Source organism: Klebsiella sp. MBT K-1 (genome assembly GCF_002556465.1).
GTDB lineage: Bacteria > Pseudomonadota > Gammaproteobacteria > Enterobacterales > Enterobacteriaceae > Klebsiella > Klebsiella grimontii.
Genome location: NZ_PDEL01000002.1, coordinates 44125 through 70905, shown reverse-complemented (window position 1 = coordinate 70905; position 26781 = coordinate 44125). Strand labels below are relative to the sequence as shown.

At 57.4% G+C, this 26781-nt stretch carries 24 protein-coding genes; 12 read left to right on the top strand and 12 right to left on the bottom strand.

The annotated features are described in order from the left end of the window. Positions 1-395: 395 nt before the first annotated feature. Complete coding sequence (locus tag CMQ96_RS02805) at positions 396-1901, top strand: anion permease (RefSeq protein WP_024358016.1); 1506 nt, start codon at positions 396-398, stop codon at positions 1899-1901. A gap of 52 nt (positions 1902-1953) precedes the next feature. Beyond that, positions 1954-3609: a class I fumarate hydratase FumA gene (fumA, locus tag CMQ96_RS02800; protein WP_049088928.1), complete on the top strand. Its 1656-nt coding sequence runs from the start codon at positions 1954-1956 to the stop codon at positions 3607-3609. 83 nt (positions 3610-3692) lie between these two features. Here fumA and pcaC read toward each other — a convergent pair whose 3' ends face one another. The 6 genes from pcaC to CMQ96_RS02770 are packed head-to-tail and all read right to left on the bottom strand — an operon-like array spanning position 3693 to position 8751. Beyond that, complete coding sequence (gene pcaC, locus CMQ96_RS02795) at positions 3693-4076, bottom strand: 4-carboxymuconolactone decarboxylase (protein WP_004135574.1); 384 nt, start codon at positions 4074-4076, stop codon at positions 3693-3695. Beyond that, positions 4066-4833 carry a 3-oxoadipate enol-lactonase gene (gene pcaD, locus CMQ96_RS02790; RefSeq protein ID WP_064371792.1) on the bottom strand — a complete coding sequence of 256 codons (768 nt, stop codon included), beginning with the start codon at positions 4831-4833 and terminating at the stop codon, positions 4066-4068. The genes pcaC and pcaD overlap by 11 nt, the downstream gene beginning before the upstream one ends. Further along, complete coding sequence (locus tag CMQ96_RS02785; RefSeq protein WP_098065843.1) at positions 4823-6175, bottom strand: 3-carboxy-cis,cis-muconate cycloisomerase; 1353 nt, start codon at positions 6173-6175, stop codon at positions 4823-4825. Before CMQ96_RS02785 ends, pcaD begins: the two co-directional genes overlap by 11 nt. A gap of 9 nt (positions 6176-6184) precedes the next feature. Further along, positions 6185-7387, bottom strand: coding sequence for a 3-oxoadipyl-CoA thiolase (pcaF, locus tag CMQ96_RS02780; protein ID WP_024358012.1), 1203 nt, complete (start codon positions 7385-7387; stop codon positions 6185-6187). 10 nt (positions 7388-7397) lie between these two features. Further along, positions 7398-8054: a 3-oxoacid CoA-transferase subunit B gene (locus tag CMQ96_RS02775; protein WP_004119648.1), complete on the bottom strand. Its 657-nt coding sequence runs from the start codon at positions 8052-8054 to the stop codon at positions 7398-7400. Between the two features lie 10 nt (positions 8055-8064). Then, positions 8065-8751 carry a 3-oxoacid CoA-transferase subunit A gene (locus tag CMQ96_RS02770; protein ID WP_098065841.1) on the bottom strand — a complete coding sequence of 229 codons (687 nt, stop codon included), beginning with the start codon at positions 8749-8751 and terminating at the stop codon, positions 8065-8067. A 167-nt stretch (positions 8752-8918) separates the two neighbouring features. Here CMQ96_RS02770 and CMQ96_RS02765 point away from each other — a divergent pair, with 167 nt between their 5' ends. Further along, positions 8919-9725, top strand: coding sequence for an IclR family transcriptional regulator C-terminal domain-containing protein (locus CMQ96_RS02765; RefSeq protein ID WP_004135569.1), 807 nt, complete (start codon positions 8919-8921; stop codon positions 9723-9725). On the opposite strand, the gene smrA is transcribed toward CMQ96_RS02765, so the two are convergent. Both smrA and CMQ96_RS02755 read right to left on the bottom strand, forming a co-directional pair. Then, complete coding sequence (gene smrA, locus CMQ96_RS02760) at positions 9722-10285, bottom strand: DNA endonuclease SmrA (protein ID WP_004135568.1); 564 nt, start codon at positions 10283-10285, stop codon at positions 9722-9724. The two genes, CMQ96_RS02765 and smrA, sit on opposite strands and share 4 nt — an antisense overlap. A 101-nt stretch (positions 10286-10386) precedes the next feature. Next, positions 10387-11295 (bottom strand): LysR family transcriptional regulator, encoded by a 909-nt coding sequence (locus CMQ96_RS02755; RefSeq protein WP_004135566.1) that lies wholly within the window; start codon positions 11293-11295, stop codon positions 10387-10389. 166 nt (positions 11296-11461) lie between these two features. Between CMQ96_RS02755 and CMQ96_RS02750 the strand changes: the two genes are divergently transcribed. From CMQ96_RS02750 to uspE, 6 genes are all read left to right on the top strand, one after another. After that, the gene (locus tag CMQ96_RS02750) at positions 11462-12772 is read left to right on the top strand and encodes a M20 family metallo-hydrolase (RefSeq protein WP_098065839.1); all 1311 of its coding nucleotides are present in this window, start codon (positions 11462-11464) and stop codon (positions 12770-12772) included. Next, positions 12772-14217, top strand: a complete 1446-nt coding sequence (locus CMQ96_RS02745; protein WP_024358007.1) for a M20 family metallopeptidase — start codon at positions 12772-12774, stop codon at positions 14215-14217. Before CMQ96_RS02750 ends, CMQ96_RS02745 begins: the two co-directional genes overlap by 1 nt. A gap of 111 nt (positions 14218-14328) precedes the next feature. Next, the gene (gene abgT, locus CMQ96_RS02740; RefSeq protein WP_024358006.1) at positions 14329-15855 is read left to right on the top strand and encodes a p-aminobenzoyl-glutamate transporter; all 1527 of its coding nucleotides are present in this window, start codon (positions 14329-14331) and stop codon (positions 15853-15855) included. Positions 15856-16308: 453 nt separating this feature from the next. Continuing rightward, on the top strand, positions 16309-16824 hold the full coding sequence (ogt, locus tag CMQ96_RS02735) for a methylated-DNA--[protein]-cysteine S-methyltransferase (RefSeq protein ID WP_049085798.1): 516 nt from the start codon (positions 16309-16311) through the stop codon (positions 16822-16824). A 194-nt stretch (positions 16825-17018) separates the two neighbouring features. Next, positions 17019-17771, top strand: a complete 753-nt coding sequence (gene fnr, locus CMQ96_RS02730; RefSeq protein WP_004102577.1) for a fumarate/nitrate reduction transcriptional regulator Fnr — start codon at positions 17019-17021, stop codon at positions 17769-17771. A 138-nt stretch (positions 17772-17909) separates the two neighbouring features. Beyond that, entirely contained in the window at positions 17910-18860 is a 951-nt protein-coding gene (gene uspE / locus CMQ96_RS02725) for a universal stress protein UspE (protein WP_024358004.1), read from the top strand. Positions 18861-18987: 127 nt separating this feature from the next. On the opposite strand, the gene CMQ96_RS02720 is transcribed toward uspE, so the two are convergent. The 3 genes from CMQ96_RS02720 to pntA form a co-directional block, all read right to left on the bottom strand. After that, complete coding sequence (locus CMQ96_RS02720) at positions 18988-19176, bottom strand: YdiH family protein (RefSeq protein WP_004102581.1); 189 nt, start codon at positions 19174-19176, stop codon at positions 18988-18990. A gap of 145 nt (positions 19177-19321) precedes the next feature. Beyond that, positions 19322-20710, bottom strand: coding sequence for a Re/Si-specific NAD(P)(+) transhydrogenase subunit beta (gene pntB / locus CMQ96_RS02715; RefSeq protein WP_024358003.1), 1389 nt, complete (start codon positions 20708-20710; stop codon positions 19322-19324). Positions 20711-20720: 10 nt separating this feature from the next. After that, positions 20721-22250, bottom strand: coding sequence for a Re/Si-specific NAD(P)(+) transhydrogenase subunit alpha (pntA, locus tag CMQ96_RS02710; RefSeq protein ID WP_004119626.1), 1530 nt, complete (start codon positions 22248-22250; stop codon positions 20721-20723). Positions 22251-22772: 522 nt separating this feature from the next. Between pntA and ydgH the strand changes: the two genes are divergently transcribed. The 3 genes from ydgH (at position 22773) to folM (ending at position 26047) form a co-directional block, all read left to right on the top strand. Further along, positions 22773-23723: a DUF1471 family protein YdgH gene (gene ydgH, locus CMQ96_RS02700; protein ID WP_004134413.1), complete on the top strand. Its 951-nt coding sequence runs from the start codon at positions 22773-22775 to the stop codon at positions 23721-23723. A 179-nt stretch (positions 23724-23902) separates the two neighbouring features. Further along, positions 23903-25285 carry an amino acid permease gene (locus CMQ96_RS02690; protein WP_004134411.1) on the top strand — a complete coding sequence of 461 codons (1383 nt, stop codon included), beginning with the start codon at positions 23903-23905 and terminating at the stop codon, positions 25283-25285. A gap of 36 nt (positions 25286-25321) precedes the next feature. Then, positions 25322-26047 carry a dihydromonapterin reductase gene (folM, locus tag CMQ96_RS02685; protein ID WP_004134410.1) on the top strand — a complete coding sequence of 242 codons (726 nt, stop codon included), beginning with the start codon at positions 25322-25324 and terminating at the stop codon, positions 26045-26047. Here the strand turns inward: folM and CMQ96_RS02680 are convergent. Further along, positions 26044-26379 carry a GlpM family protein gene (locus CMQ96_RS02680; RefSeq protein ID WP_004119621.1) on the bottom strand — a complete coding sequence of 112 codons (336 nt, stop codon included), beginning with the start codon at positions 26377-26379 and terminating at the stop codon, positions 26044-26046. The two genes, folM and CMQ96_RS02680, sit on opposite strands and share 4 nt — an antisense overlap. Positions 26380-26781 lie beyond the last annotated feature (402 nt).

Here is a 26781-nt window from a genome sequence, read left to right as displayed (position 1 = left end):
GAAACCATTGTTAACACATCCAGTTCAAGCAAAAGGAAATAAAAATATTACAATTCAAATAGATAAAATTAAAACTCATTATGCAAATCAATTAAAATTTAACATTTAGTCATATTTCCCACAAATTAACACCTCACTAAACAGGGTTATCCGCAATAATAAAAAAGTGTCTGACAACCCGCTTTTCTTGATCTCAATCAATTGCAACGGCGCATGAAAGCGCAATATATAAATAACCAAATATTTTAATTTAGCGCTCAGTAAACTGCGTTAAATAACGGTCAGCGCAATAACCACAACCGACAATTAATAATTAAAGAAACTTTCGAAGCTAAAGAAATCGGACGGTTAGCCGGTGACAAAACCTTATTTTTAACTACTTGCAGATACTCATTATGAAAGAGAAAAAGACAACCATACCGCCTGCCGGTGCAGCAAAAAATGCTGCTTATAAACGTCTGCTGATGATGGCGATGCCCATTATCGTTGCCGTTTTACTCTTATTCGTCCCGGTGCCTGAAGGGCTCCCCCCTTACGCCTGGCACTACTTTGCCATTTTCGTCGGCGTGATCGTCGGTCTGATCTTCGAACCGCTGCCCGGCGCGGTGATTGGTATTACCGGCGTCGTGGTCATCGCCCTGTGCAGCCAATGGCTACTCTTTAGCCCTGAACAGCTGGCCGCGCCGAACTTTAAGCTTGCCGGCGCCTCCTTCAAATGGGCGGTGAGCGGTTTCGGTAACTCCACCGTATGGCTTATCTTCGGTGCTTTCATGTTTGCCGCCGGCTACGATAAAACCCAGTTTGGCCGCCGTCTGGCGCTGATTCTGGTGAAATATCTCGGCCGCCGCAGCCTGACGCTGGGCTACGCCATTACCTTCGCCGACCTGCTGCTGGCGCCGTTCACGCCGTCCAATACCGCGCGCAGCGGCGGGACCATCTACCCGATTATCGCTAACCTGCCGCCGCTGTACGGCTCTAAACCTAACGACCCAAGCGCGCGCCGCATCGGCTCCTACCTGATGTGGGTGGCGATCACCGCCGCCTGTATCACCAGTTCGATGTTTCTCTCTGCGCTCGCGCCGAACCTGCTGGCGCTGGCGCTGGTGAAAAGCATCGTCGGCATTAATATCTCCTGGGGCACCTGGTTTATCGCCTTCCTGCCGCTGGGTATCCTGCTGATTCTGACGATGCCGCTGCTGGCCTACTGGTTCTACCCGCCGGAAGTAAAGGTCAACGATGAAGTGCCGCTGTGGGCCGCCCGCGAGCTGGAAAAACTGGGCCGCCTGTCGCGCAATGAAATCCTGCTGCTGGTCTTCGTCTGCTTCGCGCTGATGATGTGGATCTTCGCCGCCGAATGGATTGAACCAGCGCTGGCCGCCCTGCTGGTTATCGTGCTGATGCTGTGGACCGGCGTGCTCTCGTGGAACGATATCACCAGCAACAAAGCGGCGTGGAATACCTTTGCCTGGTTCGCCACTCTGGTGGCGCTGGCCGACGGCCTCTCCTCCACCGGTTTTATCGCCTGGCTGGGTAAAGAGGGCGGCGCGCTGATGAGCGGTATCTCCCCGGGCGTCGCGACCGTCGTCCTGCTGCTGGCGTTCTACCTGCTGCACTATCTGTTTGCCAGCACCACCGCGCACACCACCGCACTGCTGCCGGCGATGCTGACTATCGCCTCCACCATTCCGGGGATGAATATGCAGGTCTTCGTGCTGCTGATGGTGACCTCGCTCGGCGTGATGGGGATCATCACCCCTTACGGCACCGGCCCCAGCCCAATTTACTACGGCAGCGGCTATCTGCCGACCAAAGACTACTGGCGTCTCGGCACGATTTTCGGCGCCATCTTCCTGGCCGCCCTGCTGCTGATTGGCTATCCGTGGATGTCCATGATGTTCTGATTCATAACCGTCGGGCTGAACCCCGGCGGTTTTACTCTTAGGGAGCAAAGCAATGTCGACTAAACCGTTTGTCTATCAGGAAGCGTTTCCGCTGGCAAAAGATAAGACTGAATACTATCTGCTTAGCAAAGAGCACGTCTCCATCGCCGAATTCGAAGGCCAGGAGATCCTCAAAGTAGACCCTCAGGCCCTTACCCTACTGGCGCAGCAGGCTTTCCACGATGCGGCGTTTATGCTGCGCGTGTCCCACCAGAAACAGGTCGCGCAGATCCTTCTCGACCCTGAAGCCAGCGATAACGATAAGTATGTGGCGCTGCAGTTCCTGCGCAACTCTGACATCGCCGCCAAAGGCGTGCTGCCCACCTGCCAGGATACCGGCACGGCGATTATTATGGGCAAGAAAGGCCAGCGCGTGTGGACCGGCGGCGGCGATGAAGCGGCCCTCGCCCGCGGCGTCTATAACACCTATACCGAGGATAACCTGCGCTATTCGCAGAACGCTGCGCTGGATATGTACAAAGAGGTTAATACCGGGACTAACCTCCCCGCGCAGATCGACCTCTACAGCGTCGACGGCGACGAATATAAATTCCTCTGTATGGCCAAGGGCGGCGGCTCGGCCAACAAAACCTATCTGTATCAGGAAACCAAAGCGTTAATTACGCCGGCGAAGCTGAAAAACTACCTTGTCGAGAAGATGCGTAGCCTGGGAACCGCCGCCTGCCCGCCGTACCATATCGCCTTTGTGATTGGCGGTACCTCGGCAGAAGCGACGCTAAAAACGGTTAAGCTGGCCTCTACCCACTATTACGACGAACTGCCGACCGAAGGTAACGAGCACGGTCAGGCCTTCCGCGATATTCAGCTGGAGCAGGAACTGCTGGCGGAGGCGCAAAACCTCGGTCTTGGGGCGCAGTTCGGCGGCAAATACTTCGCCCACGATATCCGCGTCATCCGCCTGCCGCGCCACGGCGCGTCGTGCCCGGTGGGCATGGGCGTCTCCTGCTCGGCGGATCGCAATATCAAAGCCAAAATCAACCGCCACGGTATCTGGATTGAGAAACTGGAGAGCAACCCGGGACAGTATATCCCTGAACACCTGCGCCAGCAGGGTGAAGGCAGGGTCGTCAGCATCAATCTTAATCAGCCGATGAGCGAGATTCTGGCCCAGCTTTCCGCCCACCCGGTCTCGACGCGTCTGACCCTCAACGGCACCATTATTGTGGCCCGCGATATCGCCCATGCGAAGCTGAAGGAACTTATCGATAACGGTGAGGAACTGCCGCAGTACGTCAAAGATCACCCGATCTACTACGCGGGTCCGGCGAAAACCCCGGAAGGCTATGCGTCCGGCTCCCTTGGCCCCACCACCGCTGGCCGCATGGACTCTTACGTCGATTTGCTGCAATCCCACGGCGCAAGCATGGTGATGCTGGCCAAAGGCAACCGTAGCCAGCAGGTCACCGACGCCTGCCATAAGCACGGCGGTTTTTACCTCGGCAGCATCGGCGGCCCGGCGGCGGTGCTGGCGCAGCAGAGCATCAAGAGCCTGGAGTGCGTGGCCTATCCTGAACTGGGGATGGAAGCCATCTGGAAAATCGAAGTGGAAAACTTCCCGGCGTTTATCCTCGTGGATGACAAAGGCAATGACTTCTTCCAACAGATCCAGAATAAGCAGTGCGCGGGCTGTTCACAGCAAAGAGGGTGATATTAACCGCCCCTGGCGGCGGGTCACTGTCGAAGGCCGTCGCATGACGGCCTGAGATGAGCGACAAACCTGCCGGGTGGCGGCTAAACAGCATCCATCTCATCAAATACCTGCTGTGCCAGGTGCATCGTGGCGTTGGCGGCGGGCAGGCCGCAGTAGAGCGCGGAGTGCATAATCAGCTCTTTTAGCTCATCGCGGGTGACGCCGTTGTTAAACGCCGCGCGCAGGTGCATTTTTAGCTCAGCTTCGCGGTTCAGGGCGATCAGCATGGCGATGGTGATCATGCTGCGAGTATGGTGATCGAGCCCCGGCCGGGTCCAGGTCTCTCCCCAGGCGTAGCGGGTAATGAAATCCTGGAACTCTTCATTCAGCGGCGTCAGCTTTTGCAGCGTCTTATCGACATGGGCATCGCCGAGCACCTTGCGCCGTACCTCCATTCCCCGCTGATAACGCTGCTTATCGTCCATGCTTTTCCCCCTGAACAAAACCCAGCAGCGCCGAGCTAAACGCTTTCGGCGCTTCGATATTCGATAGATGCGATGCCGCCAGTACAACCACTTCAGAGACCGGGATCTGCTGATGCAGAAAATCGGCATCCGCCACCGTTGTGACAGGGTCACTTTCCCCGGCGACAATCAGCACCGGAATCGGGATCTGCGCGACTTCTGCGCGCAGATCGGCGGCGGCCAGCGCTTCACAGCAGGCCGCATAGCCTTCCGCATCGATATGGGTCAACTGGTGACAGAGCGCGGCCACCACTTCCGGCGTCTTCTGACGAAACGCGTGGGTAAACCAGCGATCCGCCGCGCCTGCGGCGACAACATCCATACCTTCCTGACGCACCGCGCGGGCGCGCGACAGCCAGCTTGCCTGGTCGCCAATACGCGCGGCGGTGTTGGCGACGACCAGCCCGTAAAAACGTTCCGGAGCAAAGCGTCCCAGCCACAGACCGGTCAGACCGCCCATAGAAATTCCGCAAAACCAGGCTTTGGCAATATTAAGATGATCGAGTAGCGCAACCACATCTTCGCCGAGCTGCGCCAGCGTCACTTTACCGTTTTTACGCGTGGCGCCATGACCGTGGGTATCGTAGCGCAGCACGCGAAAATGCTGCGTCAACGCCTCAAGCTGCGGCTGCCACATCGCCCGGGTGGTGCCCAGCGAGTTGGAGAGCACGATGACCGGCGCGTCTTGCGGCCCATCAATCTGATAATCAACATTCATGAAGTTGTTCCTTATAGCGCGCCACAACCTGGCGCACGAAGAGTGCCGAGCTGCCGGTCGCCGTCGTCGGATCCAGCAGTTGGGTTAAGCGGTCGGCGGAGAGATGTTCACTGACCTGCGGATCGTTTTCCAGTACGCTCTGCAGCGAACATGACGTATCCAGCGCCTGACGACACAGCGCCTCAATGCGATGATGAGCATCGGCTTTGCCGATAAACTCCGCCAGCGCCAGGGTCACGGCCTCCGCCATAATCAGGCCATGGGTGATCTCAAGGTCGGCGCGCATTTTAGGCGGGAAGACCTGCATATCGCGCACCAGCGCTTCGCTCTGCGCCAGCGCGCCGCCGACGAGGGTCATCAGCTCCGGCAGCGTTTCCCACTCCGCCTGCCAGCCGCCCAGCGCCCGCTCATGCTGCTGGATCTGCCCGGTATATAGCGTCGCCACCAGCCCCGGCGTACGCTGGGCGGCGGTCAAAATAGCGGCGCAGGCGATGGGATTGCGTTTGTGCGGCATGGTGGACGACCCGCCGCGCCCTTCAGCGACCGGCTCCGCCACTTCCGCCACTTCGCTTTGCATCAGCAGCGAAAAATCATTGGCGAATTTACCCAGCGTGCCGCAGACCCCCGCGTACCACGCTCCCACCTCCAGCAGCCGGTCACGCTGACTGTGCCAGGGTGTGTCCGGCAGCTGCAGGTCGAGGGTTTTCGCCAGCGCGATGGCGACCTGCGGCGCCTGGGTTTTAAGGGAGTCCAGGGTACCCGCTGCGCCGCCAAACTGCAGGGCCAGCACCCGCGAGCGCATCTCCCGCAGGCGAGTCTGCCAGCGCAGCAGCGCATCCAGCGTCCCGGCAAGCTTAAGGCCAAAGGTCACCGGTAGCGCGTGCTGCATCCAGGTCCGGCCCGGCATCACCGTATCCTGATATCGCTGTGCCTGGCTGGCCAACGCGTCGAGCAGACGCTGCAGCAGGGACTCCGTTTCCGCCAGCGCCCCGCGCAGCTGCAGGATAAAGCCGGTATCGATAGCGTCCTGGCTGGTCGCCCCCCAGTGAAGGTAGCGCGCCGCCGCTTCATCCCGTTCCCTGACCCGCGCGGTCAGCTGTTTGACCAGCGGGATCGCCAGATTTCCCGCGCTGGCGGCGGCCTGCCCCAGCGCGGCAAAATCGATGTTTTCGTGCCGGCAAGTCTCAAGAATCGGGGTCAGGGCCGCCTGCGGCACCAGGCCGCATTCGACCTGGGCGCGCGCCAGCGCGGCTTCAAAATCCAGCATCCCCTGCACCCGCTGCGCGTCGCTGAACCAGGCGGTCAGCGGACTGGTGCGCATCATCGGGGTCAACAAACTCATTGTGGCTCCTTAAACGCGTTCAATAATCAGCGCGATCCCCTGACCGACGCCGATACACATGGTGCACAGCGCATAGCGCCCGCCGGTACGGCGCAGCTGATACGCTGCGGTCATTGCCAGACGACCGCCGGAAGCCCCCAGCGGATGCCCAAGGGCAATCGCGCCGCCGTTAGGGTTGACGTGCGCCGCATCGTCGGGCAGGCCCAGATCGCGCGTCACCGCCAGCGCCTGAGCGGCAAAGGCTTCATTCAGTTCAATGACGTCCATCTGCCCAAGCGTTAGCCCGGTTTGCGCCAGCACCTTACGTACCGCCGGCGCCGGGCCAAATCCCATAATTCGCGGCGCAACGCCTGCCGTCGCGACGCCCACTACGCGCGCCAGCGGCTGTAAATCATTGGCGGCCAGCGCCTGCTCGCTGGCGAGCAGCAGCGCACAGGCGCCGTCGTTAACCCCGGAGGCGTTACCCGCCGTCACCGTACCGTCGGGGCGAACCACGCCGCGAAGCCTGGCCAGCGCTTCCGCCGTGGTGCTGCGCGGATGCTCATCGCGGCTAAAGAGCAGCGGTTCGCCCTTGCGCTGCGGCACCGAGACGGCGATCAGCTCGTCGGCAAAACGCCCCGCCTCCTGCGCCGCCGCCGTACGCAGCTGGCTACGCAGCGCAAACGCATCCTGATCCGCCCGCGAAATGGCGAAATCGTCCGCCACGTTTTCCGCCGTTTCCGGCATCGAATCCACGCCGTACAGCGCTTTCATCTGCGGGTTAATGAAGCGCCAGCCGATGGTGGTATCTTCCATCCGCATCGTGCGGCTAAAGGCGCTTTCGGCCTTGCCCATCACAAATGGCGCCCGCGACATGCTTTCTACGCCGCCGGCGATCATCAGTTGAGTTTCGCCGCTTTTAATCGCGCGCGCTGCGATGCCGATCGCATCAAGGCTGGAACCGCACAGGCGGTTAACGGTACTGCCCGGTACGCTTTCCGGCAGTCCGGCCAGCAGCAGCGCCATACGCGCGACGTTGCGGTTATCTTCCCCCGCCTGGTTGGCGCAGCCGTAAATCACATCATCAATACGCGCCGGATCGAGTCCCGGGTTGCGTTCCAGCAGCGCTTTCAGCGGCAGCGCCGCCAGATCGTCGGCGCGCAGGGTGGCCAGGGTACCGCCAAAGCGGCCGAACGGCGTGCGCACCGCATCACAGATAAATGCCTGATTCATCATAGGTTCCTTACGCGCTTTCCGCCAGTTGTGCAAAAGTCAGCGCCACCGGAGTGATGCGCTGCAGTTCCTCAAAAGAGAGGCCGTTGAAGATTTCCCGCACCACCGGGCCGCTTTCGCTGATATCGATGACCGCCAGGTCGGTGTAAATCCGGCTGACGCAGCCAACGCCGGTCAGCGGATAGGTGCAGTGCTCTACCAGCTTGCATTCCCCGTCGCGGGTCAGGTGATCCATCATCACGAAGACCTGACGAGCGCCAATGGCCAGATCCATCGCCCCGCCAACCGCCGGAATCGCGTCGGGCGCGCCGGTGCTCCAGTTCGCCAGATCGCCGCTGGCGGAAACCTGATAGGCGCCGAGCACGCAGATATCGAGATGGCCGCCGCGCATCATGGCGAAGGAGTCGCCGTGGTGGAAATAGCAGCCCCCCTGCAGCAGAGTCACATACTCTTTTCCGGCGTTAATCAGCTCCGGGTCCTCTTCGCCAGGCCGTGGCTTTGGCCCCATTCCCAGCAGGCCGTTTTCGCTGTGCAGGAAGATTTCTTTATCAGCGGGAAGATAGTTAGCAATGCGGGTAGGCAAGCCGATCCCCAGATTGACGTAAGCGCCTTCAGGTATATCGCGAGCCACGCGCTGGGCCATCTCATCGCGAGTCAGTTTTTGCATAATGGGGTCCTCAGGCGCTTTTAGCGGCAATCAGGTTTTCCAGGGAGTAGACGCGCTGAACAAAAATCCCCGGGGTAATGATGCTTTCCGGGTCAAGGCTACCGAGGGGCACCAGCTGCGAGACTTCCACGATAGTGGTTTTCGCGGCGGTCGCCATAATCGGGCCGAAGTTGCGCGCCGCCTTGCGGTATACCAGGTTTCCCCAGCGGTCGCCTTGATGGGCTTTGATCAACGCAAAGTCGGCCTTGATAGGATATTCGAGCACATAGTGACGCCCGTCGATCTCGCGAGTCTCTTTCCCTTCCGCCAGCGGCGTACCGTAGCCGGTTGGAGTGAAAACCGCGCCGAGGCCAGCCCCTGCCGCCTGAATACGCGCGGCGAGGTTCCCCTGCGGAACCAGCTCCAGCTCGACTTTGCCGCGGCGATAGAGATCGTCGAAAATCTGCGAGTCGACCTGACGCGGGAACGAGCAGATCATTTTGCGCACCCGCCCGGCCTTCAGCAGCGCCGCCAGGCCAACTTCGCCGTTGCCCGCATTATTGTTGATAATGGTTAAATCGCGGGCCCCCTGTTCTATCAGGGCATCTATCAGGTACGTCGGCTGCCCGGCGGGGCCAAAACCGCCAATCATTATGGTCGCTCCGTCGTGGATCCCAGCGATGGCATCACGTAGCGTCGACACGCTTTTATCAATCATCAGGTCGCTCCTGTATGTGCGGTAATCGCACTTTTATTCGTTGTTCGCACAAAATGTGACCCGCTTAACGATGTCGGTCAAGGGCGATAATCGAAATATGGTGCGATAATCGAACATCGTGTATGTTTAGCGAAAGAATGTGATCGGCGGCAAATATGGAGAAGAGCATGGAGAAACATCCAGACGATTTACTGACGGGCGATAGCGATCCGTTTAAGGGCGATCCGAACTTTATGGCTTCGCTGGCGCGCGGGCTGGAGGTGATCCAGGCGTTTACGCCGCAGCGCCCGCTGCTCTCTATTTCGCAAATCAGCCAAAAGACCGGCATTCCGCGCGCGGCGGTGCGCCGCTGCCTGTATACGCTGAGCAAACTGGGCTTTGTGTACGCCGAAGATGGTAAAAATTTCCAGCTGCGGCCGAAAATTCTGGCGCTGGGCCACGCGTGGCTGGCCTCCACGCCGCTGGCGCGCTCGGCGCAGCCGGTGCTGAAGCATTTAAGCGAAATGCTCAATGAGTCTTGCTCAATCGCCACTCTCGACGGCGACGATATTCTTTATATCGCTCGCGCATCCAGCTCGCGCATTATGACCATCGATCTCGATATCGGCAGCCGTCTGCCCGCCTGGGCGACCTCGATGGGGCGCGTACTGCTGAGCTATCAGCCGGAGGAGAAGCTGAACGATATGCTGGGCCGGGTCACCATGATTCGCTATACCCCGCAAACCGTCGATTCCGTCGCGAAGCTGCGCGCCGAGCTTAAACGCGTCCATCAGCAGGGGTACGCGCTTAACGATCAGGAGCTGGAGATGGGGCTGCGCTCGCTGGCGGTGCCACTGTTTAACCCCCAGGGGCAGATTCAGGCGGCGCTTAACGTCGGCGTGCATGCCGGACAGGTTTCCGCGCAAGAGATGCTGGCGCGGGTGTTACCCGAGCTACAAAAAGCAGCCCGGGAACTGACGCTGCTGATGCGCTAGCGGCTATGTTTAGCGTGGCGCTCCCAGTTTTCCTGCTTAGCCTCCGCCGATTTACGCAGCGCCACGTAGCAGGCGCCGCTGCCGCCGTGGTGCGGTAACGCTGCGCAGAACGCCTGGACTTCCGGGAGTTCCACCAGCCAGCGCGCCAGGTAGCTGCGAATAATATTGGCGTGGGCGTTATCGTCGCGCCCTTTGCCATGAACGATCAGCACATTGCGCAGCCCCTCCTTTCGCGCCTGAACCACAAAAGCAAACAGCATTTGTCGGCACTTTTCGACCGGCTGGCGCAGCAGATTGAGGCTTGCCTGCTGGCCGTACTTGCCGCGCCGGAGTTTCTCCAGCACGCCGCTTTGCAGGCCTTCGCGCTTGAATTCCAGGGCGGTTGCCAGCGGCACGATATCGAGATAGCCGGTGGTCAGGAAGTTATCAAGCTGCAGGGTGTCAACCCGCTGCACGGCGCGGGTCTTGCGCTCGGGATGCCAGTGAACGTCGTTATGACGTTTCAGAGGCTGAACGTCCTCCATGGCGCCAAGAAATAGGGATTTGTCGTCAAGGTTCATGCGCGCTCCTCCAGCTACAACCGGGAAGTTACTATAGCCGCCTCGCGCTTACCCCTCAACGCGTTTAACACCTTCCGCCGGTAAATCGGGCGTCGACGCGATCAGGGAAACAGTTGACGGCTTTGACGACGAAACAGCGTGATTAATGACGCCGTTAAGGGCGTCTGCCGCGTATCGCGGCGCTGAATCAGATAATAGGTGGCTTTGGGTAACGCTTCGCGAATGGGGATCATCACCAGCTTATCCGCCATCATCGGGTCATTGCCAAGTTCGACCGGCAAAATGCTGAGAAAATCACTTTTCACCACCAGGCTAATACACGAAGAGAAGGTCTCGCAAACGATATCCACCTTTGGCGCCAGTCCGGCCTGGTTAAACATCTCCTGCAGCTGTTTGAAGTAGCTGCCGCGCGGCGTCGGCATCGTCCAGTGGCGATCGAGCAATGCCGTCAGTGAAGTGGCTTTTGCCGCCGGGTGACCGGCGCGGGCGAATACCGCGAAGGGTTTCTCAAATAGCTTTTCAAAACTGAATTCATGATCGTACGGGCCGGGATAGTAAGTATTGATGGTGAAATCCAGCTCACCCTGGCGCAGTTCATTAATCATCGCCAGCAGTTGTCCTTCCATAATCCGCACCTTCACCAGCGGATGCTGCTGGTGAAAGCGGCAAATGACCGACGGCATCAGCGAGCGCGCTACGCTGGCGCCAAGACCGATATTAATCTGCCCCGCCTGCTCGCCCTGACGCTGCAGCAATTCATCCTGCGCCGCCCGCAGCTCTTCGAGGATCAGGCTCGCATGTTGATAAAAGCTTTCGCCGTTTTCAGTCAGCGCCACCCCCTGGCTACGGCGCACAAACAGCTGCGCGGAGAGGCCCTCTTCCAGCTCTTTGATCGCTTTGGTCAACGCCGGCTGCGAAATCGCCAACGCCCGGCTGGCGCCACGAATGCTCCCTTCACGCGCAACCTCAACGAAGGCGCGAATGTGATGAAATTTGATCTGAAATGACATATCGCAAGTGATAACCAGTGTTTATCAGACAGAAGAAAATGACATCTACTGTAATCGATCGTGCTGTGGCAGGTTAAGGATGAGAGCGCATGAAATACGGCAGTGATAAGCAAAAGCTATCACTTCGTGAACACCATCACAGTTTTTGATTATGACAGGAAAGGTTATGCCGCAACTTTATGATTTCATCAACCAGCTGGCGCCAAAGATGACCGAATGGCGTCGCGATTTTCACCTGCATGCGGAATCCGGCTGGCTGGAGTTCCGCACCGCCAGCAAAGTGGCGGAGATACTTGACGATCTGGGTTATCAACTGGCGCTGGGTCGCGACGTTATCGATGCCGATAGCCGTATGGGCCTGCCTGATGAAGAGACCCTGGCGCAGGCGTTCCAGCGCGCCCGCGCGCAGGGTGCGCCGGAGCGCTGGCTGCCGGCGTTTGAAGGGGGCTTCGCCGGGGTAGTGGCGACGCTTGACACCGGGCGGCCGGGGCCGACGCTGGCGTTTCGCGTCGATATGGATGCGCTCGATCTCAACGAGCAGCATGACGATAGCCACCGTCCGCATCGCGATCGTTTTGCCTCCTGCAACGAAGGCATGATGCATGCCTGCGGCCACGACGGTCATACCGCAATCGGCCTGGGGCTGGCGCACGTGCTCAAGGAATATGCCGCGCAGCTCAACGGGACGATCAAGCTGATTTTCCAGCCGGCTGAAGAAGGTACCCGCGGCGCGCGCGCCATGGTGGCTGCGGGCGTACTTGATGACGTGGACTACTTCACCGCCATTCATATCGGTACCGGCGTCCCTGCCGGCACCGTCGTTTGCGGTGGCGATAACTTTATGGCCACCACCAAATTCGATGTGCAGTTCAGCGGCGTCGCCGCCCACGCTGGCGGTAAACCTGAAGATGGACGTAATGCGCTGCTGGCAGCGGCCCAGGCCGCCCTTGCCCTGCATGCCATCGCGCCGCACAGCGCCGGGGCGTCAAGGGTTAACGTCGGGGTCATGCAGGCCGGTACCGGGCGTAACGTGGTTCCCTCTTCCGCGCTATTAAAAGTCGAAACCCGGGGCGAAACCGACGCTATTAACCAGTACGTCTTTGAGCGGGCCAAACAGGCGATCGCCGGCGCGGCGACGATGTATGAAGCCAGCTACCAGCTGCACCTGATGGGCGCAGCCACCTCCAGCGCCCCGTCGCCGGCGTGGGTGGACTATCTGCGCCAGCAGACGGCCCAGGTCCCCGGCGTTAAACAGGCCGTCGATCGTATCGCTGCCCCGGCGGGCTCCGAGGATGCCACCCTGATGATGGCCCGGGTCCTGGAACGCGGCGGTCTCGCTTCATACATGATTTTCGGCACCGAACTGAGCGCCGGCCACCACAACGAAAAATTCGATTTCGACGAAAGCGTGATGACCCAGGCCGTCGCCACGTTAGCGCGCATCGCCCTGAACTTTCCCTGGCAGCGAGGTGTGTAATGGAACAGGTTTATCAATTTGTCGATGACGTTATTGAGGGGCGGCGCAACGATTTTTGCGCCATTGCCGATGATATCTGGGATCATCCGGAAACCCGCTTCCAGGAGTTCTGGTCCGCCGCGCGTTTGGCCGATGCGCTGGAAGCGGAAGGTTTTCAATTGACCCGCAATGCCGGCGGGATCCCCAACGCCTTTATCGCCAGCTTCGGCGCAGGCCAGCCGGTGATTGCCCTGCTCGGCGAATTTGACGCCCTGGCGGGGCTCAGCCAACAGGCTCACTGCGCAGCGCCCGCGTCTCCAACGCCGGGGGAAAACGGCCACGGGTGCGGGCATAATCTGCTCGGTACGGCGGCGTTCGCCGCCGCGGTCGCCGCCAGGAACTGGCTGCAGCAGCACGGCGGCACCGGCACCCTGCGCTTCTACGGTTGTCCCGGTGAGGAAGGCGGCTCCGGCAAGACCTTTATGGTTCGCGAGGGATTATTCGACGACGTCGATGCCGCCCTGACCTGGCACCCGGAAGCCTGGGCCGGGATGTTCAGCACCAGCACCCTTGCCAACATTCAGGCGGCATGGCGGTTTACCGGCACCGCGGCGCACGCGGCGAACTCGCCGCATTTGGGCCGCAGCGCGCTGGATGCCGTGACGCTGATGACCACCGGCAGCAACTTCCTTAACGAACATATTATCGAAAAGGCGCGGGTGCACTACGCCATCACCGATACCGGCGGCGTCTCTCCTAACGTTGTCCAGGCGCAGGCGGAAGTGCTGTATCTCATTCGCGCCCCGGAAATGGCCGACGCCCAGCAAATCTTCGCCCGGATCGAAAAAATCGCCCAGGGCGCCGCGTTGATGACCGAGACCAGCGTTAGCTGCCGCTTCGAAAAGGCCTGTTCCAGCTATCTCCCCAACCGCACGCTGGAAGCGGCGATGTATCAGGCGGTATGCCATTACGGCACGCCGCACTGGAGCGAGGAAGAGCGGGCTTTCGCCGCCGAAATTCGCGCCACCCTGAGCGCGAACGATATCAATAACAGCCTGAAAAACATTGCCGGCACCGGTGACGAAGAAGGGAAAGCGTTCGCCCGCCGCCACCGCGAGACGATCCTGATCGATGAAGTGGCGCCCTGGTCGGCTACCGATAACATCCTTGCGGGCTCTACCGACGTCGGCGACGTAAGCTGGAAAGCTCCCGTAGCCCAATGCTTCAGCCCCTGCTTTGCCGTCGGGACGCCGCTGCATAGCTGGCAACTGGTGAGCCAGGGCAGAACCTCCATCGCTCACAAAGGGATGCTTCTGGCCGGGAAAATACTGGCGGCAACGGCCATTCGTTTGTTCAGCGACAGACCGTTACTGACAGCCAGCCGGCGGGAACTGGCGCAGGTCTTAGCCGAAAGGCCCTACCGGTGCCCCATCCCGCAGGACGTCAAGCCTTCGATTTTAAAATAATAAAAGCCCTTTGGACGGAGTACAGCAACGCGGTCATCGCCAAAAAACAATGGCTGACACGCCCTGGGGTCAAGAGACAACCAACACAACAACGACAACTGAGGAACGCCCATGAGTATGTCATCCATACCCTCGCCTTCCCCCAGCGGTAAGCTCTATGGCTGGGTTGAAAAAATAGGTAACAAGGTCCCGCATCCGTTTTTACTGTTTATCTACCTGATTGTGGCGTTGATGGTCGCCACCGCCATCCTGTCGGCGCTGAACGTTGGCGTACAGAACCCCACCGATGGCTCGCGAGTGGTGGTGAAAAATTTGCTTAGCGTCGAAGGGTTGCACTGGTTTTTGCCGAACGTCATTAAGAACTTCAGCGGTTTCGCGCCGCTGGGGGCCATTCTGGCGCTGGTGCTGGGGGCCGGATTTGCGGAACGCGTGGGCCTGCTGCCTTCGCTGATGGTGAAAATGTCATCGCACGTTAGCGCCCGTTACGCCAGCTATATGGTGCTGTTTATCGCCTTCTTCAGCCACATCTCCTCCGATGCCGCGCTGGTGATTATGCCGCCGCTGGGCGCCCTGATGTTTCTCGCCGTCGGCCGCCACCCGGTTGCCGGGCTGCTGGCGGCCATCGCCGGCGTCGGCTGCGGCTTCACGGCCAATCTGCTCATCGTCACCACCGATGTCCTGCTCTCCGGCATCAGCACCGAAGCAGCCAAAACCCTTGACGCCTCGCTCCACGTCAGCGTGATTGATAACTGGTATTTTATGGCAACCTCGGTGATCGTTCTCACGCTGGTTGGCGGATTGATTACCGATAAACTGGTGGAACCGCGATTAGGTCAGTGGCAAGGCGGCAGCGATGAAACGCTGCAGATGTTGACGGCTGAACAGCGCTTCGGCCTGCGCGTGGCCGGTGTGGCCGCGCTGTTATTCGTGGCGGTTATCGCGCTGATGGTCATACCGGAAAACGGTATCCTGCGCGATCCCATCAAGCATACCGTGATGCCTTCGCCGTTTATAAAAGGGATCGTCCCGCTCATTATCTTTTTCTTCTTTGTCGTTTCACTGGCTTACGGCATTGCCACCGGCAAAATTCGCCGTCAGGCCGATCTGCCGCAGCTGATGATTGAGCCGATGAAGGAGATGGCAGGCTTTATCGTGATGGTCTTCCCGCTGGCCCAGTTCGTCGCCATGTTTAACTGGAGCAACATGGGGAAATTTATGGCCGTCGGCTTGACGGATCTGCTGGAGAGCGCGGGAATGAACGGCGTACCGGCGTTTGTCGGCCTCGCGCTGCTATCCGCCTTTTTATGCATGTTTATCGCCAGCGGCTCGGCAATCTGGTCGATTCTGGCGCCGATTTTCGTGCCGATGTTTATGCTGCTGGGCTTTCACCCGGCATTTGCGCAGATTCTGTTCCGTATCGCCGATTCATCGGTGCTGCCGCTGGCGCCGGTATCGCCGTTTGTGCCGCTGTTTCTCGGCTTCTTACAGCGCTACCGGCCCGAGGCTAAACTGGGAACCTACTACTCGCTGGTCTTGCCTTATCCGTTAATATTCCTGGCCGTCTGGCTACTGTTGCTGGTGGGCTGGTATCTGGTGGGGCTGCCTATCGGGCCGGGTATTTATCCACGATTACCATAATGTCGCCACCGGCCAGGGAAGGCCATGAAACCGTTAACGCCATGTCGTTCGGTTACTGATCTTTTTATACAACCCTTCAATCGCCAAAGAGACCAGATGAATCACTAAGCCGCTGATAATCACGATTACAACGCCAGTCATCATATATTGCATATCACCACCTTTGTTGGTAAGAACCCGCACAGCAACGCCGGGAAATCATTGACTCAAGAAAAGCCAGTCTGTTTATCTGCGGCGTCGGATGCTTACCGCTGAATTCGCCGCCGGTTGAAGGTAGCAAAATCGCTTTGCCGCCGCGCCTGCGAGTGAATACAAAAATAAACATCGCTACCCCACTCCATAATTAATAGTCCATGCTGGCCCGGTTTGTTGACCTTTTCGGGGTATAGTTTGCTAACCTCGCGTCGTGGTATGGTGATGCCCTGCCAATATAACCGCGATGAAGGATTACCGATGCTGACGCTGTTGCAGGATAAAATTGACACCCCGCTGGGGCCGCTGTGGGTAATTTGTGATGAGCAGTTCAACCTGCGGGCCGTTGAGTGGGATCAGCACCGCGACCGCATGGAGCAACTGCTGGATATCCATTATCGGGGTGAAGGCTACGAACGCGTTGATTCCAGTAACCCGGGAGGGCTGAGCAGTAAGCTCAGCGATTACTTCGCCGGGGATCTCGCCATTATCGACACCTTACCGACCGCCACCGGCGGCACGCCGTTTCAGCGGCAGGTCTGGCAAGCGCTGCGCACCATCCCCTGCGGCCAGGTCATGCACTACGGTCAGCTCGCGGAGACGCTGGGGCGTCCGGGCGCCGCGCGCGCCGTGGGTGCCGCCAACGGTTCAAATCCGGTCAGTATTGTGGTGCCCTGCCATCGCGTGATCGGGCGTAACGGTACCATGACCGGTTATGCCGGCGGCGTGCAGCGTAAAGAGTGGCTGTTGCGCCACGAAGGCTATCTGCTCCTTTGACTGTAAGTGCCTTTTTTGGAATCTTCCGGTAATTTTACAATCATTTCTCGCCAGATAAACCTATTATAATCAATTGGATAAATCAGGTAACTGATTTACCCTTTTAATATTACGTGTTTCAGGGGTTCGAGACTTACCTGCTCACCAAAAAGATGTTAAAATTGACCAATATCAATTAAAGCCTGAGCAGACTTATGATCCCGGAAAAGCGAATTATACGACGCATTCAGTCTGGCGGTTGTGCAATCCATTGCCAGGATTGCAGCATTAGCCAGCTTTGCATCCCTTTTACTCTGAACGAGCATGAGCTTGATCAGCTTGATAACATTATCGAGCGGAAAAAGCCTATCCAGAAAGGACAAACCTTGTTCAAAGCCGGTGATGAGCTGAAATCGCTGTATGCAATTCGTTCTGGCACCATTAAAAGCTACACCATCACCGAACAGGGCGATGAGCAAATCACCGGTTTTCATCTGGCGGGCGATCTGGTCGGCTTTGACGCCATCGGCACCGGCCACCACCCAAGCTTTGCCCAGGCGCTGGAAACCTCAATGGTCTGCGAGATTCCTTTTGAAACGCTGGACGATCTCTCCGGTAAGATGCCGAATCTGCGTCAGCAGATGATGCGTCTGATGAGCGGCGAGATTAAAGGCGATCAGGATATGATTCTGCTGCTTTCCAAAAAGAACGCAGAGGAGCGCCTGGCGGCCTTTATCTACAACCTGTCCCGCCGTTTTGCGCAGCGCGGCTTCTCTCCGCGTGAGTTCCGCCTCACCATGACCCGTGGCGATATCGGCAACTATCTGGGCCTGACGGTGGAAACCATCAGCCGCCTGCTGGGGCGTTTCCAGAAAAGCGGTATGCTGGCGGTTAAAGGTAAATATATCACCATTGAAAACAGCGACCTGCTGGCGCAGCTTGCTGGCCAGGCCCGCAACGTCGCCTGATAGTCCCTCTGTATCCGGCCGGATCGCGAATTTTTTTCTAATTTGTTGATCTGGCCAGGCTCCTCCCCTGTTTCATTTCATCCATATAGGTTATCTTTTTAAGGACAAACTGTAGTTACAGTTGTAAGGAGACCCTGTATGGCGAAGTATCAGAACATGCTGGTAGTAATCGACCCCAATCAGGACGACCAGCCTGCATTGCGGCGCGCGGTGTATCTGCACCAACGGATTGGTGGACGCATCAAAGCCTTTTTGCCGATCTATGATTTTTCTTATGAAATGACCACCCTGCTGTCTCCTGACGAACGCACGGCCATGCGCCAGGGCGTCATCGGCCAGCGTACCGCCTGGATCCGCGAGCAGGCAAAATTTTATATTGAATCCGGCGTGCCCATTGATATCAAAGTGGTGTGGCACAATCGTCCCTTCGAAGCCATTATCCAGGAAATCATTAGCGACAAGCATGATTTAGTGCTGAAAATGGCGCACCAGCACGACAAGCTGGAAGCGGTGATTTTCACCCCAACGGACTGGCACCTGCTGCGCAAATGCCCGTGCCCGGTATGGATGGTCAAAGATCAGCCGTGGCCGGAAGGGGGTAAAGCGCTGGTGGCGGTCAATCTCGCCAGCGAAGAGAACTACCACAACGCGCTCAATGAAAAGCTGGTACGCGAAGCGATTGAGCTGGCGGAACAGGTTAACCATACCGAGGTCCATCTGGTGGGCGCCTATCCCGTCACGCCCATCAATATCGCGATTGAGCTCCCTGATTTTGACCCCAGCGTTTATAACGACGCCATTCGCGGTCAGCATTTGCTGGCCATGAAAGCGCTGCGGCAGAAATTCGGCATCGATGAAGGCCGCACCCACGTTGAAAAAGGTCTTCCTGAAGAGGTGATCCCCGATCTGTCTGAACATCTGCAGGCGGGCATCGTGGTGCTGGGCACCGTGGGTCGTACCGGCCTATCGGCGGCCTTCCTCGGCAATACCGCCGAGCAGGTGATTGACCACCTGCGCTGCGACCTGCTGGCGCTGAAGCCGGATCAATACCAGACGCCGGTTGAGCTGGACGACGAAGAAGACGATTAGTCACTCGCCTTCAGTAAGAGTAAAAAACTTCATCCCCCGCCCGCGCGGGGGATTTTTTTGCATTTTATAAACAAAATAAAGGGCCGCCCGGCCCTTATCTTCTATCGCTTTATCGGTAACGAAAACGTTAGTGGATACCTAAACGCCAGGCGTGATCGATCTCTTCTTTCAGCTCCATGGACGAAAGCGCCATTAAGTCAGCAAACTCAAGTTCCAGTAGTTTCAGCTTTTTCAGATACTGCGCGGGGGTTAAAGCAGCGGGGTCACGGCGCAGAAATTCGATGGCCAGTTGCGTGGGGGTTAACTCGGTATCCATAATATCCTCAGTTTGAGTGAAAAACAGGCCTATTATAACACTCTCGCCTGATTATTTTATGAGCAAATAATCACTTGATAACCTATATAAAAAAGCCGTCTCACAGGAGACGGCTTAAGAAGCACAGGTTTTAAAAGACCAGGCTCTACAGTGCTTTCAGAATCGCATCGACGCTGGCTTTGGCATCGCCAAACAGCATGTGGGTGTTCTCTTTAAAGAACAGCGGGTTCTGTACGCCGGCGTAGCCAGTGTTCATCGAACGCTTAAATACAATCACATTCTGCGCTTTCCACACTTCCAGCACCGGCATACCGGCGATCGGGCTGCCCGGATCGTCCTGCGCGGCCGGGTTAACGGTGTCGTTAGCGCCGATCACCAGCACGGTGTCGGTATCGGAGAAATCATCGTTGATCTCATCCATCTCCAGCACGATGTCATACGGGACTTTCGCTTCCGCCAGCAGTACGTTCATATGGCCCGGCAGACGCCCGGCAACCGGGTGAATACCGAAACGCACTTTGATTCCGCGCGCGCGCAGTCGCTCGGTGATTTCCGCGACCGGATACTGGGCCTGCGCCACCGCCATGCCGTAGCCCGGGGTGATGATCACCGACTGCGAACCTTTCAGCATCTCTGCGGTTTCTTCGGCGCTGATTTCACGGTGCTCGCCCACTTCTTCATCCGCCGCGGAGGCCGTGCCGTCAGAACCAAAGCCACCGGCAATCACGCTGAAGAACGAACGGTTCATCGCCTTACACATGATGTACGACAGAATCGCACCGGAAGAACCTACCAGCGCGCCAGTTACGATAAGCAGGTCGTTGCTGAGCATAAAGCCCGCTGCTGCTGCCGCCCAACCGGAGTAGGAGTTCAGCATTGACACCACGACCGGCATATCCGCGCCGCCGATGGAGGCCACCAGGTGCCAGCCAAACGCCAGGGCGATAACGGTCATCACCAGCAGGCACAGTACCTGCATGCCGATGCTGTCGGTACGTACGAAAACGATCAGCAGCAGGAAAGAAACCACCAGCGCCGCCAGGTTCAGCTTATGACGGTTCGGCAGCATCAGCGGCTTTGAAGACATCTTGCCGCACAGTTTGCCAAACGCCACGACGGAGCCGGTGAAGGTCACCGCACCGATGAAGATGCCGAGGAACACTTCGGTCAGATGAATATTGACCAGAATCTGTTCCATCCCTGTTTCATGCTGCAGATAGCTGTTAAAGCCTACCAGCACCGCCGCCAGGCCCACGAAGCTGTGCAGAATCGCCACCAGCTCCGGCATTTCGGTCATTTCAACTTTCTTCGCCAGACGAATACCGATAGCGCCGCCGATAACCATCGCCAGCAGGATCCACGCGACGTTGCTGCTGTCCGGCCCCAGAATGGTCGCCACCAGGGCAATCGCCATCCCGGCAATACCGTAGTAGTTGCCCTGTTGCGAGGTTTCGTGTTTAGAAAGCCCCGCCAGGCTAAAAATAAATAGAATCGCGGCAACAATGTATGCAGCTGTAACTAATCCACCAGACATTTGTTACCCCTTATCCTTTGCGGAACATTTTCAGCATGCGCTGAGTGACGGTGAAACCACCAAAAATATTAATGCTGGCGATCAGCACCGCGATAAAGCTCAGGAAGCTGACCCAGCCGCCGTGGCCTATCTGTAACAATGCCCCGACCACAATAATGCCGGAAATGGCGTTAGTGACCGACATCAGCGGCGTATGCAGCGCGTGGGATACGTTCCAGACGACGTAGTAACCGACCACGCAGGAGAGCGCAAAGACGGTAAAGTGGCCGAGGAACTCTTTTGGCGCCACGCTGGCCAGCCAGCCAAACAGAATAATCGCCAGCGCCATCAGCGCATACTTGCGCAGCGGCGAGCTCGGTTTCGCTTCAGCTTTTGGCGCTTCAACCTTTTTCGCTGCCGCCTGCGGCTGAGCAGATACCTGAATGGGTGGCGCGGGCCAGGTGATTTCACCTTCGCGAACCACGGTAACGCCGCGGATAACGACATCATCAAAATCGATAACGACATTGCCGTCTTTCTCTTTGCACAGCAGCTTGAGCAGGTTGACCAGATTGGTACCGTACAGCTGCGAAGACTGCGTTGGCAGACGGCCAGGGAGATCGGTATAACCGATAATCTTCACGCCGTTGGCGGTGGTGACTACCTGACCCGGCACGGTGTATTCACAGTTGCCGCCGTTTTGCGACGCCAGATCAACCACCACGCTGCCGGGCTTCATGGAGTCGACCATTTCGCGGGTAATCAGCTTCGGCGCCGGTTTACCCGGAATCAGCGCGGTGGTGACGATGATGTCGACATCTTTCGCCTGGGCGGCAAAGAGCGCCATCTCGGCTTTAATAAAGGCTTCAGACATGACTTTGGCATAGCCGTCGCCGCTGCCCGCTTCCTCTTTAAAATCCAGCTCAAGGAACTCGGCGCCCATACTCTGCACCTGTTCTTTCACTTCCGGACGGGTATCAAACGCGCGGACGATTGCCCCGAGGCTATTGGCCGCGCCGATGGCCGCCAGACCAGCAACCCCGGCGCCGATCACCATCACCTTCGCGGGCGGTACCTTACCTGCCGCGGTGATCTGCCCGGTGAAGAAACGGCCAAACTCGTGGGCGGCTTCCACGATCGCGCGGTAGCCGGCGATGTTAGCCATTGAACTTAACGCATCCAGCGACTGCGCGCGCGAAATACGCGGCACCGAATCCATCGCCATCACGTTGATGTTGCGCGCCGCCAGTTTTTCCATCAGCTGCGGGTTTTGCGCCGGCCAGATAAAGCTGATAAGCGTCGTGCCGGGATTAAGCAGCAGGATTTCATCGTCATCGGGCGCGTTCACTTTCAGAATGACGTCAGACTGCCATACGTCATCACCGCTCACGATCTCCGCTCCAGCCTGAACGAAGGCTTCATCGTCGAAACTGGCCAACTTACCGGCACCGCTTTCTACCGCGACGCTGAACCCAAGCTTTAGCAGCTGCTCCACCGTTTTCGGCGTGGCGGCGGCCCGGGTTTCCTGGGCGAGTCTCTCTTTTGGTACACCAATACGCATAGTTTTCCCTTCCATCGGTTTTTGATGATGGTTTACTTTTCTTACAAGCGACCGTCGCAAAGGCGGATGAACGCGCCCCCCAACATATGTCTGAAAAAATAAAACAGTAACAAACTTTTTATAACCTACTGAAAATACCGATTGTGATCTACAGCAATAAAACAGAAATTTTGATTTTATTGGTAAAACGCCCGGCTTACCGTGTCAGGCAGCAATATTTACCTTATTTTTATGCCAGCGCCTGATAATCCGCTTGGCAGAAGGGTTAATTCACCATTTATCGCCGTCTGGATCAGCGTGTTAACATTATGTTAACTTATGAAAGTGATATCGATTATCGATTTTGCTGGTCAAGCGGCTGTTTTTTCAACATATCGAAAAATGTTATATTTCTGCAGTATACGTTTAGAGCGGCAAGTGAAAATTGACGCAGACAGTCACTCACGATAAATGCAATAATCAAATGTTTTCAGTCAACAACAATACCCGTACATGGTTTGCGCAAGGCAAAGGATTATTTTTATGAAGCTTAAGAACTCACTCCTGGCGTCTGCTCTTCTGGCTACCACCGCGTTGTCTGCCCATGCAGCGACCGAGCTGACTCCGGAGCAGGCGGCAGCGCTGAAGCCCTACGATCGCGTTGTGGTGACCGGTCGTTTTAACGCCATTGGCGATGCGGTGCAGGCAGTTTCCCGTAAAGCGGACAAAGAAGGCGCAGCTTCCTTTTATGTTGTCGACACCTCCGATTTTGGCAGCGGCGGCAACCTGCGCGTAACGGCCGATTTTTATAAAGAAAATGCCCCGCAGGCCGACGCGCCAAAAAACCGCATTATCAACGGCATAATGGAATTACCGAAGGATCAGGCCGTTGAGCTGGAGCCGTTTGATACCGTCACCGTACAGGGCTTCTACCGCAGCCAGCCGGAAGTCAACGACGCCATTACCAAAGCCGCGAAAGCCAAGGGCGCAGCCTCTTTCTTTATCGTACGCCAGGTTGATGCCAACCAGGGCGGCAACCAGCGCATCACCGCCTATATCTACAAAGCGGATGCCAAAAAACGCGTTCTGCAAAGCCCGGATGCGATCCCGGCAGATTCAGAAGCCGGTCGCGCAGCGCTGGCCGAAGGCGGAGAAGCTGCTAAGAAAGTTGAAATTCCTGGCGTGGCAACGACCGCAGCGGTCGGTTCCGGCACCGGCGTAGGCCGTTTCTTTGAAACGCAATCGTCTAAAGGCGGGCGTTACACCGTCACGCTGCCGGACGGCACCAGGGTCGAGGAAGTGAATAAAATCACCGCCGCGCAGATGGTTCCTTACGACAGCATCAAGTTCACCGGTAACTACGGTAACATGACGGAAATCTCCTACCAGACGGCTAAGCGCGCCGCGAAGAAAGGCGCGAAGTACTACCACATTACCCGTCAGTGGCAGGAACGAGGCGGCAACATCACCATCAGCGCCGACCTGTATAAATAACGGTAGCTGAGCTGAACAAAAAGGCGGCGATTAGTCGCCTTTTTTCTTTTTTTCATTTCTCTCCATTGCATGCATACAAAACACTCCGTAAAATCCCGCGCCTTAGCGCAATCCTCCATTTTTATGCGATTTCGCCAAATAAATATTCTTAGCTTGATGATTATCACCTCGGGAATGCAATGGAAAAGAAACTGGGCCTTAGCGCCCTGACCGCGCTGGTACTTAGCTCGATGCTGGGGGCGGGTGTATTCAGTCTGCCGCAGAACATGGCAGCCGTTGCCAGCCCTTCCGCGCTGCTTATCGGCTGGGGCATCACCGGCGTGGGGATCCTGTTCCTCGCCTTTGCCATGCTGCTGCTCACGCGGATTCGCCCCGACCTCGACGGCGGTATTTTCACCTACGCCCGGGAAGGTTTCGGCGAGCTGATTGGCTTCTGCTCCGCCTGGGGCTACTGGCTGTGCGCGGTTGTCGCCAACGTCTCCTACCTGGTTATCGTCTTCTCGGCGCTCAGCTTCTTTACCGATACGCCCGAACTGCGCCTGTTCGGCGATGGCAATACCTGGCAATCCATCATCGGCGCCTCGGTCCTGCTGTGGATTGTCCATTTCCTGGTTCTGCGCGGCGTTCAAACGGCGGCCGGTATCAACCTGGCCGCGACGCTGGCCAAGCTGCTGCCTCTCGGGGCGTTTATCGCGCTGGCCGCTATGGCGTTTCGTATGGAGACATTTCGCCTCGATTTTAGCGGCCTGGCGCTGGGCGTACCGGTATGGGAGCAGGTGAAAAACACCATGCTGATCACCCTGTGGGTGTTTATCGGCGTCGAAGGCGCGGTCGTGGTTTCCGCCCGCGCGCGTAATAAACAGGATGTCGGGCGCGCGACGCTGCTGGCGGTACTCTCCGCGCTGGCGGTCTATTTGCTGGTGACGCTTCTCTCGTTAGGGGTTGTGCCGCGTAGCGAACTGGCGGAAATCCGCAACCCGTCAATGGCCGGCCTGATGGTCAACATGATGGGCTCCTGGGGCGAAATTGTGATCGCTGCCGGGCTGATTATCTCCGTCTGCGGCGCGTATCTGAGCTGGACGATTATGGCGGCGGAGGTGCCCTATCTGGCAGCGACGCATAAAGCATTCCCGCGCCTGTTTGCCCGAACCAATAAAAACAACGCGCCGTCGTCTTCGCTGTGGCTCACCAATATCAGCGTACAGGCTTCGCTGGTGTTGATTTGGCTTACCGGCTCAGATTACAGCACGCTGCTAACCATCGCCTCAGAGATGATCCTGGTCCCCTACTTTCTCGTCGGCGCCTTTCTGCTGAAGATTGCCCGGCGCCCGCTGCACAAGGCGGTCGGTGTCGGCGCCTGCATTTATGGCTTATGGTTATTATATGCGTCCGGCCCTGTGCATTTATTGTTGTCGGTGATACTTTACGCTCCGGGTCTTCTGGTTTTCCTGTATGCCCGTCGTACACACCAGCACGATCGCCCGCTCAAACGCCGTGACCTGGCATTAATTGGTTTTTTGCTGGTTGCCGCCGTACCGGCAACGTGGATGTTGGTAGGGTAAGCGGTTACCCTGCCGCTGAACTCAAAGGAGATCTCCATGGCTGACATCCAGCCTCGCCCGATCCTGATTACCGGCGGGGGCCGTCGCATCGGCCTCGCCCTGGCCCGCCATTTTGTGGCCCGCCAGCAGCCCGTTATCATCAGCTATCGCACCTGGTATCCGGCCATCGACGCGCTGCGTGAAGCGGGAGCCGTTTGCCTGCACGCGGATTTCAGCACGGATGAAAGCATTCTGGCGTTCGCCGCAGAGGTGGAAGCGCACGCCAGCGGCGGTCTGCGCGCCATCATTCATAACGCCAGCGGCTGGATGGCGGAAAAGCCCGGGATCCCGTTAACCACGGTGCTCGCCAGCATGATGCAAATTCACGTCAACGCCCCCTACCTGCTCAACCATGCCCTGGAGAGCCTGCTGCGCGGCCACGGTCATGCCGCCAGTGATATTATCCATATCACCGACTACGTCGTGGAGCGCGGCAGCGACAAACATATCGCCTACGCCGCCAGCAAAGCGGCGCTGGATAATATGAGCCGCTCGTTCGCCCGCAAGCTGGCGCCGGAAATTAAGGTTAACGCCATCGCCCCCTCGCTGATTTTATTTAATGAAGGGGATGACGCGGAGTACCGCAGGCAGGCGCTCGATAAATCGCTGATGAAAATCGCCCCAGGCGAAAAAGAGATCATTGACCTGACTGAATACCTGTTCAGCAGTAGCTACGTGACCGGGCGCTCATTTGCCGTCGACGGCGGCCGCCATCTGCGCTAGTGGAAACGGCTCCAGCCAATAATGAGTAGCCACGCGCATAAGCTCCAGCACACCACTGCGCCTGCCAGGGCAAACGGCAGGCGCATAACGCCGGTGAAATACCATAGCGAAAGCAAGTAGATAAAGTACGGAATGATAGACCACATCCCAAAGACGATGGTGGTGCGTAGCGCTTCGATACCCCGCTCGCTGGCGACGATGTAGTGCGCAATCAGGGCGAAAGTGGGAAAAAGCGGAATTAACCCGGCGATATAGTAATTTTTCGTTTTGGACAGCACGCCGATCAGGACGACAACCAGTGCCCCGAGCAGCGCTTTTATCAACAGCCCCATTCCTTTTTGCCTTAACATTTAAACAACATGTATTCGCAGCATAACGGAAGCGCGGGAATTTATAAATGCGCAAAAGCGGCGAGCAGACTGAACAGGCGAAAGACCTATTTGACTACTCCATAACGGTGGTTATGGCAGGTGATGATATCCCCTGACAAAGACCGTGCTATTTGAAATCAATTAACCCTATTTTGAACATCTTTTGCACAAACGCATTTGTTTTTACTGCGAAAAGCATCTGCATGCTCTAATTACCTGGTTATACGTATAACATTTTTTATATCGTTATTTTTGACGTTATCACCACAGTATATTTTTCCTGCACATCACCTTTAAGGGTTTACACATATTTTAAAGCGCAACATGGACGCCTGAATGATATTTAGCAGATGTTAACTCAAT